Annotated in this window: 14 protein-coding genes; all 14 read left to right on the top strand. The window is 62.5% G+C overall.

Annotated features, from left to right (window positions below):
• The first annotated feature begins 34 nt into the window (after positions 1–34).
• From HYI44_RS09900 to HYI44_RS09835, 14 genes are read left to right on the top strand one after another with little or no spacing between them, the layout of a single operon-like run.
• Positions 35–769, top strand: coding sequence for a glycosyltransferase family 2 protein (locus tag HYI44_RS09900; protein ID WP_122841675.1), 735 nt, complete (start codon positions 35–37; stop codon positions 767–769).
• On the top strand, positions 766–1,710 hold the full coding sequence (locus HYI44_RS09895) for a glycosyl transferase (protein ID WP_225569313.1): 945 nt from the start codon (positions 766–768) through the stop codon (positions 1,708–1,710). Before HYI44_RS09900 ends, HYI44_RS09895 begins: the two co-directional genes overlap by 4 nt.
• On the top strand, positions 1,691–3,235 hold the full coding sequence (locus tag HYI44_RS09890; protein WP_225569312.1) for an HAL/PAL/TAL family ammonia-lyase: 1,545 nt from the start codon (positions 1,691–1,693) through the stop codon (positions 3,233–3,235). Before HYI44_RS09895 ends, HYI44_RS09890 begins: the two co-directional genes overlap by 20 nt.
• Positions 3,228–3,653 carry an acyl-CoA thioesterase gene (locus tag HYI44_RS09885; RefSeq protein ID WP_045061919.1) on the top strand — a complete coding sequence of 142 codons (426 nt, stop codon included), beginning with the start codon at positions 3,228–3,230 and terminating at the stop codon, positions 3,651–3,653. The genes HYI44_RS09890 and HYI44_RS09885 overlap by 8 nt, the downstream gene beginning before the upstream one ends.
• Complete coding sequence (locus HYI44_RS09880) at positions 3,650–4,261, top strand: outer membrane lipoprotein carrier protein LolA (RefSeq protein WP_225569311.1); 612 nt, start codon at positions 3,650–3,652, stop codon at positions 4,259–4,261. Before HYI44_RS09885 ends, HYI44_RS09880 begins: the two co-directional genes overlap by 4 nt.
• Positions 4,245–6,587: an MMPL family transporter gene (locus tag HYI44_RS09875; protein ID WP_225569310.1), complete on the top strand. Its 2,343-nt coding sequence runs from the start codon at positions 4,245–4,247 to the stop codon at positions 6,585–6,587. The genes HYI44_RS09880 and HYI44_RS09875 overlap by 17 nt, the downstream gene beginning before the upstream one ends.
• A complete protein-coding gene (locus HYI44_RS09870; RefSeq protein WP_225569309.1) occupies positions 6,584–7,744 on the top strand; it encodes a sodium:proton antiporter in 1,161 nt (386 codons plus the stop codon). Before HYI44_RS09875 ends, HYI44_RS09870 begins: the two co-directional genes overlap by 4 nt.
• Positions 7,731–8,978, top strand: coding sequence for an NAD(P)/FAD-dependent oxidoreductase (locus HYI44_RS09865; RefSeq protein WP_225569308.1), 1,248 nt, complete (start codon positions 7,731–7,733; stop codon positions 8,976–8,978). The genes HYI44_RS09870 and HYI44_RS09865 overlap by 14 nt, the downstream gene beginning before the upstream one ends.
• Positions 8,975–9,700, top strand: coding sequence for a class I SAM-dependent methyltransferase (locus HYI44_RS09860; protein WP_225569307.1), 726 nt, complete (start codon positions 8,975–8,977; stop codon positions 9,698–9,700). Before HYI44_RS09865 ends, HYI44_RS09860 begins: the two co-directional genes overlap by 4 nt.
• Entirely contained in the window at positions 9,700–10,221 is a 522-nt protein-coding gene (locus tag HYI44_RS09855; RefSeq protein ID WP_225569306.1) for a hypothetical protein, read from the top strand. Before HYI44_RS09860 ends, HYI44_RS09855 begins: the two co-directional genes overlap by 1 nt.
• A complete protein-coding gene (locus HYI44_RS09850; RefSeq protein ID WP_225569305.1) occupies positions 10,218–11,414 on the top strand; it encodes a beta-ketoacyl-[acyl-carrier-protein] synthase family protein in 1,197 nt (398 codons plus the stop codon). The genes HYI44_RS09855 and HYI44_RS09850 overlap by 4 nt, the downstream gene beginning before the upstream one ends.
• A complete protein-coding gene (locus tag HYI44_RS09845) occupies positions 11,411–11,875 on the top strand; it encodes a hotdog family protein (RefSeq protein WP_122841495.1) in 465 nt (154 codons plus the stop codon). The genes HYI44_RS09850 and HYI44_RS09845 overlap by 4 nt, the downstream gene beginning before the upstream one ends.
• A complete protein-coding gene (gene fabG / locus HYI44_RS09840) occupies positions 11,868–12,596 on the top strand; it encodes a 3-oxoacyl-ACP reductase FabG (protein ID WP_122841494.1) in 729 nt (242 codons plus the stop codon). The genes HYI44_RS09845 and fabG overlap by 8 nt, the downstream gene beginning before the upstream one ends.
• Positions 12,596–13,822 (top strand): beta-ketoacyl-ACP synthase, encoded by a 1,227-nt coding sequence (locus HYI44_RS09835; protein ID WP_225569304.1) that lies wholly within the window; start codon positions 12,596–12,598, stop codon positions 13,820–13,822. Before fabG ends, HYI44_RS09835 begins: the two co-directional genes overlap by 1 nt.
• The last annotated feature ends 7 nt before the right edge of the window (positions 13,823–13,829 follow it).

Below are 13,829 nucleotides of genomic sequence, written 5' to 3'. Positions count from 1 at the left end.
TGCTGCGCACTCAATCGCCCAGGGGGACGTGCTCATGCATAACCCTTGCGCCGTCATCCCGGTCTACAACCACGAAACCGCGATTACCACCGTGGTCGAGGCGGTACTTGGCAGCGGTCTTCCCTGCATCCTGGTGGACGATGCCAGTGCCCCGTCCTGTGCAAAAGTGCTCGATCACCTGGCGCTGCGCGAAAAGGTATTCCTGATTCGCCTCGCCGCCAATCAGGGCAAGGGCGGTGCGGTCATGACCGGTCTGCGCGAAGCGGCGCGCCTGGGGTTTACTCACGCATTGCAGGTAGACGCCGACGGCCAGCACGACCTGCAGGACATCGGCACCTTCATCGAGCAGTCTCGCGCCCACCCCGAGGCGGTGATCTGCGGTTACCCGCAATACGACGCCAGCGTCCCCAAGGGCCGCCTGTATGCCCGCTACCTGACCCACGTGATGGTCTGGATCAACACCCTGTCGCTGCAGATTCGCGACTCGATGTGCGGCTTTCGCGTGTATCCGTTGCCGCCCGTGCTGGCCTTGATCGACTCGGCGAAAATCGGCAAGCGCATGGATTTCGACTCGGACATCCTGGTGCGCCTGGCCTGGCGCAATCAACCGATGCTGTGGCGGCCCACCCGGGTGCATTATCCGCTGGATGGCGTTTCACACTTTCGCCTGCTCCACGACAACGTACTGATTTCGAGCATGCACACGCGGCTGTTTTTCGGCATGTTGTTGCGCGCGCCGGCGATGCTCTGGCAGCGGTGGCGCACATGAGCAGCAACAACAAGGCGCACTGGGCCGACCGTGAGGAGCGCGGCAGTTTCTGGTTGATGAAGATCACGGCATTCGGTGCCCGGGTGCTGGGCCGGCGCCTGTTGAGCCCACTGTTGTATGGCATTGTCCTGTACTTTTTCCTCTTTGGTCGAAGCGCTCGCCACAGCGCCTGGCAATACCAGCAACGGCTTGCCGACTGGAGCGGGCGCAGCGACTTGCGCCCGACCCACTGGCGCGTCTTCGGCCAATTCATGGCATTTGCCGACTCGATGCTCGACAAACTCGACGTCTGGAACGGCAAGCTGAGCATCGAGCAGATCGAAATCATCGACCCGGCCCTGCTGCGCGATCAATTGCGTGGCTCCCGCGGCCAAATGCTGGTGGGTGCGCACCTGGGCAATCTCGAGGTGTGCCGCGCCTTGGCGGAGATCGGCGAAAAGGTCACCATGAACGTGCTGGTGCACACCAAGCATGCCGAGCAGTTCAACCGATTGCTGGGCGAAGCCGGCGCGACCAACTTGCGCCTGATTCAGGTGAGCGAGCTGGACCCGGTGATCATGCTGCAACTGCACGAGCGCCTGGAACGGGGCGAATGGCTGGCAATTGCCGGCGATCGTGTCCCCCTGCACGGCGGGCGTAGCGTCACGGTGGACTTTCTCGGCCATCAGGCCGCATTTCCCCAGGGCCCATGGCTGCTGGCTGGCCTGCTCAAATGCCCGGTAAACCTGTTGTTGTGCCTGAAGAAGCCAACGGGCGATTATCGACTGACACTCGAGCCGTTCACCGATGCCGTGACCTGGAAACGCAGCGAGCGCGAACAGGTCATTCATCAGTGGGCGAGCCGCTACGCCGAACGCTTGGGTCACTATTGCCTCGAAGCACCACAACAATGGTTCAACTTTTACCCTTTCTGGAAGACCGATGACGACGCCAACGCTTGAGCCGGTAACCTTCGGCGAACTCCCCCTGCGTATTGAAGATGTGCGGGCCCTGGCCAACCGCCAGGTGCCTGTGCAGTTGCAAGGCGACGCCCTGTTTCGCCAGCGCATCGCCAAAGGCGCGCAGTTCCTGGATTCGCTGCTGGACAAGGAAGGGGTGATTTACGGCGTGACTACCGGCTATGGCGACTCCTGCGTAGTCGCGGTGCCGCTGCATCACGTCGAGGCGCTGCCTCGTCACCTGTACACATTCCACGGTTGCGGCCTGGGCAAGTTACTCGACGCCCAGGCGACCCGCGCCGTGCTCGCTGCACGCTTGCAGTCGCTGTGCCAGGGTGTGTCGGGGGTTCGCGTGGAACTGCTGGAACGCCTCCAGGCCTTCCTTGCACACGACATCCTGCCGCTGATACCGGAGGAAGGCTCGGTGGGCGCCAGCGGCGACCTGACTCCGTTGTCGTATGTCGCCGCGACGTTATCCGGCGAGCGCGAAGTCATGTTTCGTGGCGAACGCCGGCCAGCGGCCGACGTCCATCGCGAACTGGGCTGGGAACCCCTGGTGCTCAGGCCCAAGGAAGCCCTGGCATTGATGAACGGTACCGCCGTCATGACGGGCCTGGCCTGCCTGGCCTACGCGCGAGCCGATTACCTGCTGCAACTGGCCACCCGCATCACCGCAATGAACGTGGTGGCGCTGCAAGGCAATCCGGAACACTTCGACGAGCGCCTGTTCGCCGCGAAACCGCATCCGGGGCAGATGCAGGTCGCTGCATGGCTGCGCAAGGACCTGGCTATCGACGCTCCCACCGCACCGCTGCATCGCCTGCAGGATCGCTATTCCCTGCGGTGTGCGCCCCACGTGCTCGGCGTATTGGCCGATAGCCTGAACTGGTTGCGCTCGTTCATCGAAATAGAACTCAACAGTGCCAACGACAATCCGATCATCGACGCTGAAGCCGAGCGGGTGCTGCACGGCGGTCATTTCTACGGCGGCCACATCGCCTTCGCGATGGATAGCCTGAAAAACCTGGTTGCCAACGTCGCCGACCTGCTCGATCGTCAGCTCGCGCTGTTGGTCGACGAGCGCTACAACCATGGCTTGCCGAGTAATCTGTCGGGTGCCACGGCTGATCGGGCGATGCTCAATCACGGCTTCAAGGCGGTGCAGATCGGTACGAGCGCGTGGACCGCAGAAGCCCTGAAGAACACCATGCCGGCCAGCGTCTTTTCCCGCTCCACCGAGTGCCACAATCAGGACAAGGTGAGCATGGGCACCATCGCTGCACGGGATGCCATTCGCGTGCTGGAGCTGACCGAACAAGTGGCTGCCGCGACGCTGCTGGCCGCCAACCAGGGCGTCTGGTTACGCAGTAAAGCCGAGGACGCGCGTACATTGCCGCCGGCACTTGCCGCCATGCACGCGCAGCTGGCTAAAGATTTCCCGCCGGTCATCGAGGACCGGGCCCTGGAGAGCGAGTTGCGCCTGTGCCTGCAGCGTATCGCCGAACAACACTGGAGGCTGCATGCGTAGCAAGGGCGTCCTTCACATCGATACGCAAATCCTCGTGCCGTTTTTCGACGTCGACACCATGCACGTCGTCTGGCACGGCCATTACATCAAATACCTGGAAGTCGCCCGCTGTGCGTTGCTGGACCGCATCGGCCACAACTATAGCGCCATGGTCGAGTCGGGCTACGCCTGGCCGGTGATCGACCTGCAGCTGCGGTATGTACGTGGCGCGGTGTTCGGTCAGAAGCTCAACGTCCGGGCGAACCTGGTGGAATGGGAGAACCGGTTGAAGATCAACTACCTGATCACTGACCTGGAAACCGGCGAACGCCTGACCCGCGCCGTATCCGTACAGGTCGCCGTCGATATGAGCAATCGCGAAATGCAACTGGCTTCACCGAAGATCTTTACAGATGCAGTGGAAAAGGTGCTCGAATGAACTGGCGGACAACCTGCTGCAAATTTCTGGTGGCAGGCGTCATGCTGCTGGGTACTTCACTGGCCCAGGCTTTTGATCTGCAGCAGCTCAGCGATCAACTGGGCAAACCTGACGTGATCCACGGCAGTTTCATCCAGGAAAAACACCTGCGCGCCCTGCCCCAGCCGCTGACCAGCAAGGGCACATTCGTCCTGGCGAAAAACCACGGCCTGCTCTGGCTGCTCAGAACACCGCTGCAGCAGGATTATCGGATCACCGCCAAGGGCATCGCCCGGCGCGACGGCAACGGCTGGCAAATGCTGCCGGGCAAGAGCGCCGGAGCCGAGCAGAACCGATTGTTCCTCGCGGTGCTGCAAGGTGACAGCAGCGGGCTGCAACGAGACTTCGACCTGTCGCTCAGTGGCGATGCAAAGGACTGGAAGTTGACCCTGATCCCGCGTTCGCTGCTGTTAAAGCAGGTGTTCAACCAGATCAACATTACCGGGGCCGAGTTGGTGCACAGTATCGAACTGCTGGAAACCCAAGGCGACAGCACCCTTTTACGCATGCAGGACAGTACCGCCGCGCAACCGTTGAGCGACTCGGAGCAACATGACTTTGCCGAGTGAACGCAGGCTCCCGCAGATTTTCCTGATCCTGCTACTGGTGGTACTGGCGCTGGCCGGTTGGCAATGGCGTAACGGCCCACCGCTGTCGGCCAACCTGATGGAGCTGGTACCAGGCACGGCACCGGATGCACTGGAGTCACGCGCCGAGCAGCGCATGCAGGAACCCTTGAACCGCGAGATGCTGGTACTGGTCGGCCACGCTGATCGGCAACAGGCTGTGGCCATGGCGCAGCAACTCGGCGAGCAATGGCAAGCCAGCGGCCTGTTCGAAAAGGTCCAGTGGAACCTGCAAGCCGACTTGCCGGCGCTGCGCACCCAGCTGCTGCAGGGTCGCCTGGCGATGCTCTCGTTCGAAGATCGCCAGCAGTTGATCGAGCACCCCGACGCGTTCATCCAGCAGCGCGTGCAAGGCCTCTTCGACCCCTTCACCGGCTTCAGCCTGGTACCCAGCCAGGAAGACTGGCTGGGGTTGACCGGACGCATCCAGAACAGCCAGCCCCAACACGGCGCCGTACAACTGGACATCGGCAGCGGTGCGCTGGTGGCTGATACTGACGGCATAAGCTGGGTGCTGCTGCGCGCGCGCACCACTGGCAATGCATTCGACATGAAGCTGCCCCTGCAGGTCGCCGAACTGCTCCAAAGCAGCCGTGCCGAAGCCGCCCAGGCCAAGGTACAACTGTTGGCGGCGAGCGGCCTGCTCTATGCCGCAAACGGCCAGCAGCAAGCCACCCGCGAAATGACCTGGGTCGGCGGCGGCGCCACGATCGGCATTCTATTGCTGCTGTTGCTGGCCTTCCGGCGCTGGCGCGTCTTGCTCGCCTTCGTCCCGGTGCTGGTGGGCATGCTCTTCGGTGCAGTGGCCTGCGTCGCCCTGTTCGGCCATATGCATGTGATGACTCTGGTGCTCGGTTCGAGCCTGATCGGCGTGGCGGTCGACTACCCGCTGCATTACCTGTCCAAAAGCTGGAGCCTGAAACCCTGGCGCAGCTGGCCAGCCCTGCGCCTGACCTTGCCCGGCCTGACGCTGAGCCTGATCACCAGTTGCATCGGTTACCTCGCCCTGGCCTGGACTCCGTTTCCAGCGCTGACCCAGATCGCGGTGTTCTCCGCAGCGGGTCTGATCGGCGCCTACTTGTGCGCGGTATGCCTGCTACCGGCATTGCTGAAGGGTGTCCAATTGCGCCCTGCTCAATGGCCGTTAAGGGTTTGCGAAAGCTTGCTGCTGTGCCGCGAAGCACTGCTCAAGCGGGCCAGCACCCCGGTATTGCTGGCAGTGCTGGTCGCCTTCTGCGTCGCCGGCCTGCTACAGCTCGACAGCAAGAACGATATTCGCCAATGGGTCGGCGCGCCCCAGCAGCTGACGGACGAAGCCCAGACCATTGCCCGGATCACCGGCTATCAGCCCACCAGCCAGTTCTTCCTGGTGCGCGCGGCCGATCAGCAGCAATTACTCGAACGCCAGAACGCGCTGAGCGAGCGACTCGATCAACTGGTCAACCTGGAGAAACTCCAGGGTTACCTGTCCCTCAATCAACTGGTCAGCCCGCCCAGCGAACAGGTACAGGTTCGCGAAGCGCTGAACAAACTGGCGCAACACTGGCAGCCGTTGCTTGATCTCGGCGTGCCGGTGGCAGCACTGCAAGCCGAACTCGAAAGCTTGCGCGCGTTGCCGATCCAGGATGTCGACACGGCGCTACGCGGCCCGCTGGCAGAGCCCTATCGCGCCCTGTGGCTGGGTTCGACCGATGACGGAGGCGTAGCGGCTATGGTGAGCCTGCAAGGCTTGAATAACCCCGCGTTGCTGCAGGTTCAGGCCCTGGGCCTGCCGGGTGTGGAGCTGGTCGATCGCCTGGGTGAATTGAACAGCGTCTTCGCCGCGACCCAGATCAGCGCCGCCGAGTTGAAACTGGCCTCCTGCGTGCTGATCGTGCTGGTGCTGATCCTGCCGTTCGGCCTTGGCGGCGCCTTGCGCATTGTCACTCTGCCGCTGCTGGCCGCGGTGTGCAGCCTGGCCAGTCTGGGGTGGCTGGGGCAGCCGCTGACCTTGTTCAGCCTGTTTGGCCTGCTGTTGGTCACCGCCATCAGCGTCGACTACGCGATCCTCATGCGCGAGCAGGTGGGTGGGGCGGCAGTGAGCCTGCTGGGCACCTTGCTGGCGGCGCTGACCACTTGGCTGTCCTTCGGTCTGCTGGCCGTGTCGAGCACGCCGGCGGTGAGCAACTTCGGCCTGTCGGTGAGCCTGGGGCTGGTGTTCAGTTTCATGCTGGCGCCGTGGGCTGGCCGCCAGAGTCATGCGGTTGCAACGGCGGAGTCGGTGGCATGATGATCGCCCTGTTCTGGATCCTGGCCCTGAGTCTGTTTGCCCTGGCGACCTACGTCGGGCGCCGCTTTGGCCTGATCCCTATTGTCAGCCAGTTGCTGCTGGCCACCATCGGTTTGCCGCTGTTGATGTACTTCTGGATCGAGCCCGGCTGGCAATTGAGTGGCGCCCAGCTTATCTCCCCGGCCTGGCTGAAAAACCTCTACAGCCTGAGTTTTGCCCTGTTACTGGGGCATATCCTCAGTGACGTCATCGACCTGCGTCTGGACCGCCAGAGCCTGAAAATTGCCCTGCCGAGTTTCTGCATGCCCTTCGCTTGCGGACTGGCTACTGCGGTATGGCTGTTGCCCGCGCAGCCCTGGATCAGCTCGCTGGCTGTCGGCCTGCTGTTCGCCATCACCGCAATTCCGGTGTTGTACCTCTACTTGCGGCACATCAACTACCCGAGCACTGCAACGCGGCGCCTGGTGCAGACCGCCATCCTGATCGACCTCACGTGCTGGACCCTGTTCGCCATCGCCCAGGGCAGCCTGCACTTGAGCAGTCTGCTGCTGCCATTGGCAGGAGCCTGCCTGCCGTTACTGCTGAGCCTGCTCGGCATGCGCCAACCGTTGTTGCACAGCGGCTGTTTCTTCGCGCTGCTGGTGGTTGCCGAACACTTCAAGCTCAATGCACTGATTCTCGGCATCGGCTACCTGCTGTGCATGGCGGCCTTGAAAGTGCCATTAGTCCTTCCGCTACCGGCGGCCTGGATGAGCCGGTTGCAGACGAACATCGCGATCCCGCTCATTCTCACGTTCGGCATCGTGCAAATCGACGTCCATAGCGCCATGGCCAGCCTTGGCTGGGGGCAGCTGGCAGCATTGCTGGTGTTGCCGATAGCCAGCAAATTGCTGGGCAACTGGCTGGGCCTGGGCTGGGCCGGTGCTTCGTTTGAAGGCGCCAGTCGCTGGCGCGAAAGCGTCCTGCTGAATATTCGCGGTTTGAGCGAGATCGTCTTTCTCAACCTGCTGCTGCAACAACATCTCATCAGCCCGGCGCTGTATTTTGCGCTGATGCTGATGGGACTGATCGCGACATTGCTGCCGGCACTGGTCGGCATGCACCGAATCCCCATGAACATCGCCGCCCCGGCAAGGAACCCCCATGCCAACAGTTGAAACGGAATGTCGCCAGGTGGTTGTCATCGGCGCAGGCCCTTCGGGTGCCATCGCCGCCGCTTTGCTTAAACGCAAAGGGCATGATGTGCTGATGATCGAGCGTCAGCATTTCCCGAGGTTTTCCATTGGCGAAAGCCTGCTGTCCCACTGCCTGGACTTCGTCGAGGAAGCGGGCATGCTCGATGCAGTAAACGCCGCCGGTTTCCAACTGAAAACCGGTGCGGCCTTCGCCTGGGGCGAGCAGTACAGCACGTTCGATTTTGGCGACACCTTCAGCAACGGCAAACCGACCACCTTCCAGGTGCTGCGTGCCGATTTCGACAAGCTGCTGGCGGACCAGGCAGCGCTGCAAGGCGTCGAAATCCGCTACGGTGAAACCATCGTCAGCGTGGTGCCCGACCTGGCCAAACCGCAGCTCGGCGTGCTGCGCGAAGATGGCAGCGAGTACCGCATAGAAGCCCAATTCATACTCGATGCCAGCGGCTACGGGCGGGTCCTGCCGCGCCTGCTCGACCTCGAAGCGCCGTCGAACTTTCCGGTGCGCCAGGCCGTGTTCACCCATGTCGAAGACCATATCGACAATCCGGCCTTCGATCGCAGCAAAATCCTCGTCACCACCCATCCCACCCAGCGCGACATCTGGTTCTGGACCATCCCGTTCAGCAATGGCCGGTGCTCTGTGGGCGTGGTCGCGGCGGCGGAACATTTCGCGGGGCGCGCGGACAATCTGGACGACTGCCTGCGTGGTTTTATCGCCGAAACCCCAAGCCTGTCGGCCGTGCTCGACAACGCAGTCTGGGACACCCCCGCGCGCACCATCGGTGGTTATTCGGCCAACGTCAAATCCCTGCACGGGCCCGGCTTCGCGCTGCTGGGTAACGCCGCCGAGTTCCTGGACCCGGTGTTTTCCTCCGGCGTGACCATTGCCATGCGCTCGGCGAGCATGGCCACTGCGGTACTGCATCGCCAACTGCAGGGTGAAAATGTCGACTGGGAAAGCGAGTTCGCCGTCCCGCTCAAGCGTGGCGTCGATACGTTTCGCTGCTACGTGGAAGGCTGGTATGCCGGAACCTTCCAGGACGTGATCTACCATCCGGGCAGTTCACCGGACATTCGCCGCATGATCAGCGCGATCCTCGCCGGTTATGCCTGGGACGAACGCAACCCGTTCGTCGCCGAACCCAAACGCCGGCTGCGGATGCTCTCGGAACTGTGCGCAAGGGACGCCACATGAGTTTCCTGAGCGACAATTACGTCGAGGAAACCCGCTTCGGTTTCTGGTTCCTGCGCAGCCACACCTGGCAGCACCACGTGTTGCGGGTGGCGATCAATGACCTGCGCAGCCTGTTCAGCGAACCACCACCCGCTCATCCCGTGCTGCTCGATGCCGGTTGTGGCCAGGGTAAGTCGTTCCAGCTGTTGCACCAGACCTTTGCACCACAACGCCTGACTGGCCTGGATGCCGACCCTCACAGTCTCGAACTCAGCCGTGAAGAAGCCGCTCGCCAGTGCATCGAAGTGGAATTGATCGGCAGTGACTGCGCGAGCATTCAACTGCCGGACGCCAGTGTCGACCTGTTGTTCTGTCACCAGACGTTCCATCATCTGGTAGAGCAGGACCTGGCCCTGGCCGAGTTCTATCGGGTATTGAAACCTGGAGGGTATCTGCTGTTCGCCGAATCCACCGAGGCTTACATTGATACCTGGGTGATTCGCTGGTTGTTTCGCCATCCCATGCATGTGCAAAAAAGTGCCGCCGGGTATCTGCAGATGATTCGCCAACAGGGTTTCGAGTTCGGCCCGCAGAACGTGTCCTACCCCTACCTGTGGTGGAGTCGCGCCAGGGATTTCGGCCTGCTGGAGCGCCTGGGCCTGCACCGGCCAAAAGCCGTCGGTGAGCGGGAAGAAACCCTGGTCAATGTGGTTGCGCGCAAACCGCTTGAAGGTGCCGTTTGATGAGTATTTTCAACACCGCGCAATTCACCTCCTGCAGGCTGGCTCCCACATGTTTGCTGCTCGGTACACTGCTGCTGAGCGCCTGCACCAGCCGGGCGCCGCTGCCCGAGCAAACGCCTGACCTGGCACTGCCCATGCAACTGCATATCCAGCGCCTGCAAGCCGACCAGCGCCTGGACTGGGTGCTGGTGATCCAGCGCGAAGGGCCGGGCATTCGCTGGTCGATGATGGACCTGCTGGGCATTCCCCAGGCCCGGCAGAAACTGGTCGACGGCGCCTGGCACGCCGACGGCCTGCTGCCACCCAATGCCGAAGCGCGGGAACTGTTCGCCGCGTTGCTGTTTGCGCTGACCCCCAGGGATCAATTGCAAGGCAACTACCCGACCGCCTGGCAACACGGTACGCAACGGTCATTGCCCGAGCGTTGGGACGTGCGCTACAGGCAACCGCAAAACTTCGATCTGACCCTGCCCAAAGGTCCGAAATACCAGGTCACGCCCCTGAGCGGGGACACGCCATGACTGCCTATTTAAACGCCCTAGGGGTGATTTGCGCCCTGGGCCGGGGCAAGGAGGAGGTCAGCCGCAACCTGTTTGCCGGCGACTGCTCCGGAATGCGCGACGAAGCCGGCTGGATTGTCGATCGTACGGTGCCGGTGGCGGCTGTGCGCGGCGAACTCGCGGCCATCCCTGTCGAACTCGCGGAGCAAGCCAGCCGCAACAATCAGCTGCTGCTGGAAGCCGCCCTGCAGATTCGCGAGGACATTGACCAGGCGATTGCGACCTACGGCCGCCATCGCATTGGCGTGGTCCTGGGCACCAGCACTTCAGGCATAGACGAAGCCAGCCGCGGCCTGGCCCATTACATTCGCGAGGACGTGTTTCCCGCTGACTACAACTACCAGCAACAGGAACTCGGCGCGCCGGCGAATTTCCTCGCCGACTGGCTGCAAACCAGCGGTCCGGCCTATGTCATCTCTACCGCGTGCACCTCCAGTGCCCGGGCACTGATGAGCGCCCAGCGCCTGTTGAACATGGGGTTGTGCGATGCGGTGCTGTGCGGCGGAGTCGACAGCCTGTGCAAACTGACCCTCAACGGTTTCTCTGCGCTGGAGGCCGTGTCCGGTCAGCGCTGCAACCCCTTTTCAGTCAATCGCAACGGCATCAACATCGGCGAAGCGGCCGTACTGTTCCTGATGACCAGACAGCCCGGCGGCAGCCCGTCGATTGCGCTGCTGGGCAGCGGTGCAAGTTCCGATGCACACCATATTTCCGCGCCGGAACCGGCTGGCCGCGGCGCCCTGCAGGCCATGCGCAAGGCCCTGGATCGTGCGAATCTGCAACCGGGCCAGATTGCCTACCTGAACCTGCACGGCACGGCCACACACCATAATGATTCGATGGAAAGCCTGGCGGTGACCACCCTGTTCCCGGCGGGCGTGCCCTGCTCGTCGACCAAACCGCTGACCGGCCACACCCTCGGCGCAGCGGGCGCCCTGGAAGCTGCGTTCTGCTGGCTGAGCCTGTGCAAGGACAATCTGCAGCACGCCTTGGCGCCGCATGTCTGGGATGGCCAACCCGACCCGGACCTGCCACCGCTGAATTGGGTGACCGGCACGGATCGCCTGTCGTCCATTGCACCGCGCTACCTGATGAGCAATTCCTTCGCCTTCGGTGGCAACAACGTCAGCCTGATAATCGGAGACGCACCATGATCGACTGGCCGCTCGCCGAACTGCTGCCGCACGCTGGCGACATGATCCTGATCGAACAGATCCTGTCGTTCGACGAGGAGCAGATCCACACCCGCCTGGTGGTCAGGCCTGAAGGCCTGTTCAGCCGCCCCGACGGCAGCTTGCCGGCCTGGGTCGGCATCGAGCTGATGGCCCAGAGCGTCGCCGCCTATGCCGGTTGCCACGCCCGCCAGCGCGGCGATGCGGTCGAGTTGGGTTTCCTGCTCGGTACCCGCAAGTTCGAATGCAATGTCGAACACTTCCCGGTTGGCACCGAGCTGACCATACACGGGCTGCGCTCACTGGAAGATGAGAACGGCATGGGTGTATTCGAATGTCATATCAATGCCCCCGGCATCCACGCTACCGCTCGTCTGAACGTGTTCCGCCCGCCTCAGGCCGCGCAATATCTTGATGAATCAAAGGAGTCCAGTCATGACTGAATCCATACTGGTCACCGGCTCCAGCCGTGGTATCGGCCGCGCCATTGCCCTGCGCCTGGCCCAGGCCGGCCATGACATCGTGCTGCATTGCCGCAGTGGCCTGGCGGAAGCTGGCGCGGTCAAGAAAGAGGTCGAAGCCTTGGGGCGAAAAGCCCGCATACTGCAATTCGATGTGTCCGACCGCCCCAGCTGCAAGGTGATCCTTGAAGCGGACGTAGAAACTCACGGTGCCTATTATGGCGTGGTGCTCAACGCCGGACTGACCCGCGACGGTGCTTTTCCGGCGCTGAGCGAGGATGATTGGGATGTGGTGATGCGCACCAACCTGGACGGTTTCTACAATGTGCTGCACCCGGTGATGATGCCGATGATCCGTCGCCGTGCGGCCGGGCGCATTGTCTGCATTACCTCGGTATCGGGACTGATCGGCAACCGTGGCCAGGTCAACTACAGCGCTTCCAAGGCGGGTTTGATCGGCGCGGCGAAAGCCCTGGCGATCGAGCTGGGCAAACGCAAGATCACCGTCAACTGTGTCGCACCCGGCCTGATCGACACGGCGATGCTCGATGAAAACGTGCCGGTGGAAGAACTGATGAAGATGATCCCCGCACAGCGCATGGGCACCCCAGAAGAGGTGGCCGGCGCGGTGAATTTCCTGATGTCGGCGGAAGCGTCGTACATCACCCGCCAGGTTCTGGCCGTTAATGGAGGCCTGTGCTGATGAAGCGCGTCGTCGTCACCGGCATGGCCGGTATCACCTCATTGGGCAGCAACTGGGAAACCATAGCCGGCAACTTCGCGGCCAACCGCAGCGGCATCCGCCGGATGGACGAGTGGGACCGGTTCACCGAGCTCAACACCCGTCTGGCCGGGCCCATCGATGACTTCAAGGTGCCCGCCCACTGGACCCGCAAGCAACTGCGCAGCATGGGCCGGGTATCGCGCCTGGCGGTAGGTGCTGCGGAGCAGGCGCTGGCCGATGCCGGGCTGCTGGGCGATGAATCGATCAAGGACGGACGCATGGGCGTGGCATGCGGCTCGTCCACTGGCAGCACCGACGAAATCAAAGCGTTTGGCAATATGCTGCTCAACTCGGTGGCCGAGGGGCTCAACGCCAATTCCTACGTGCGCATGATGCCGCACACCACGGCGGCGAACATCAGCATCTTCTTCGGCCTCACAGGACGCCTGATCCCCACGTCCAGTGCCTGTACCAGCGGCAGCCAGGGCATTGGCTACGCCTACGAATCGATCAAGTTCGGCCGCCTGCCGCTGATGCTCGCCGGCGGTGCCGAAGAGCTGTGCCCCACCGAAGCCATGGTCTTCGACGCGCTCTATGCGACCAGCCTGAAAAACGACGCCCCGCAGACCACGCCGCGCCCTTACGACAAGGGTCGCGACGGCCTGGTGATCGGTGAAGGCGGCGGCATGCTGGTGCTCGAAGAACTGGAACACGCACTGGCCCGCGGCGCGCGCATTCACGCCGAACTGGTCGGCTTTGGCAGCAACGCAGACGGTCAGCACACCACCCGTCCGGAGCAGGTCACCATGCGCCGGGCCATGGAACTGGCGCTGGAAGACGCGGGCCTGCAGCCTTGTGACATCGGCTACGTGAACGGCCACGGCACTGCCACGGAACAAGGCGACATCGCCGAGACCCTGGCGACCAGCGCGCTGTTTGGCGAGCACATGCCTATCAGTTCGCAAAAGAGTTTCCTCGGCCACACCCTCGGCGCCTGTGGCGCACTGGAGTCGTGGTTCAGCATCGAAATGATGAACAGAGACCTGTATGCCCACACCTTCAATCTGGACGACATCGACCCGCACTGCGGCAAGCTCGATTACCTGCGCGGCGAATTCCGGCAGATGAGTAATCAGTATGTGATGAACAATAATTTTGCGTTTGGCGGGGTGAATACTTCGCTGATTTTTCGGCGGTGGTCTTGAAACACAT

This window comes from Pseudomonas sp. Y24-6 (assembly GCF_020295325.1).
GTDB lineage: Bacteria > Pseudomonadota > Gammaproteobacteria > Pseudomonadales > Pseudomonadaceae > Aquipseudomonas > Aquipseudomonas gregormendelii.
The sequence above is the reverse complement of the archived record's forward strand: the minus strand, read 5'-3'. Positions and strand labels throughout refer to the sequence as shown.

What these genes read in the sequence shown, in the direction of transcription:
- HYI44_RS09895 (WP_225569313.1), top strand. Translation starts at nt 766, where the DNA reads ATGAGCAGCAACAACAAGGCGCACTGGGCCGACCGTGAGGAGCGCGGC.
- HYI44_RS09860 (WP_225569307.1), top strand. Translation starts at nt 8,975, where the DNA reads ATGAGTTTCCTGAGCGACAATTACGTCGAGGAAACCCGCTTCGGTTTC.
- HYI44_RS09855 (WP_225569306.1), top strand. Translation starts at nt 9,700, where the DNA reads ATGAGTATTTTCAACACCGCGCAATTCACCTCCTGCAGGCTGGCTCCC.
- HYI44_RS09885 (WP_045061919.1), top strand. Translation starts at nt 3,228, where the DNA reads ATGCGTAGCAAGGGCGTCCTTCACATCGATACGCAAATCCTCGTGCCG.
- HYI44_RS09875 (WP_225569310.1), top strand. Translation starts at nt 4,245, where the DNA reads ATGACTTTGCCGAGTGAACGCAGGCTCCCGCAGATTTTCCTGATCCTG.
- HYI44_RS09865 (WP_225569308.1), top strand. Translation starts at nt 7,731, where the DNA reads ATGCCAACAGTTGAAACGGAATGTCGCCAGGTGGTTGTCATCGGCGCA.
- fabG (WP_122841494.1), top strand. Translation starts at nt 11,868, where the DNA reads ATGACTGAATCCATACTGGTCACCGGCTCCAGCCGTGGTATCGGCCGC.
- HYI44_RS09845 (WP_122841495.1), top strand. Translation starts at nt 11,411, where the DNA reads ATGATCGACTGGCCGCTCGCCGAACTGCTGCCGCACGCTGGCGACATG.
- HYI44_RS09850 (WP_225569305.1), top strand. Translation starts at nt 10,218, where the DNA reads ATGACTGCCTATTTAAACGCCCTAGGGGTGATTTGCGCCCTGGGCCGG.
- HYI44_RS09880 (WP_225569311.1), top strand. Translation starts at nt 3,650, where the DNA reads ATGAACTGGCGGACAACCTGCTGCAAATTTCTGGTGGCAGGCGTCATG.
- HYI44_RS09890 (WP_225569312.1), top strand. Translation starts at nt 1,691, where the DNA reads ATGACGACGCCAACGCTTGAGCCGGTAACCTTCGGCGAACTCCCCCTG.
- HYI44_RS09900 (WP_122841675.1), top strand. Translation starts at nt 35, where the DNA reads ATGCATAACCCTTGCGCCGTCATCCCGGTCTACAACCACGAAACCGCG.
- HYI44_RS09835 (WP_225569304.1), top strand. Translation starts at nt 12,596, where the DNA reads ATGAAGCGCGTCGTCGTCACCGGCATGGCCGGTATCACCTCATTGGGC.
- HYI44_RS09870 (WP_225569309.1), top strand. Translation starts at nt 6,584, where the DNA reads ATGATGATCGCCCTGTTCTGGATCCTGGCCCTGAGTCTGTTTGCCCTG.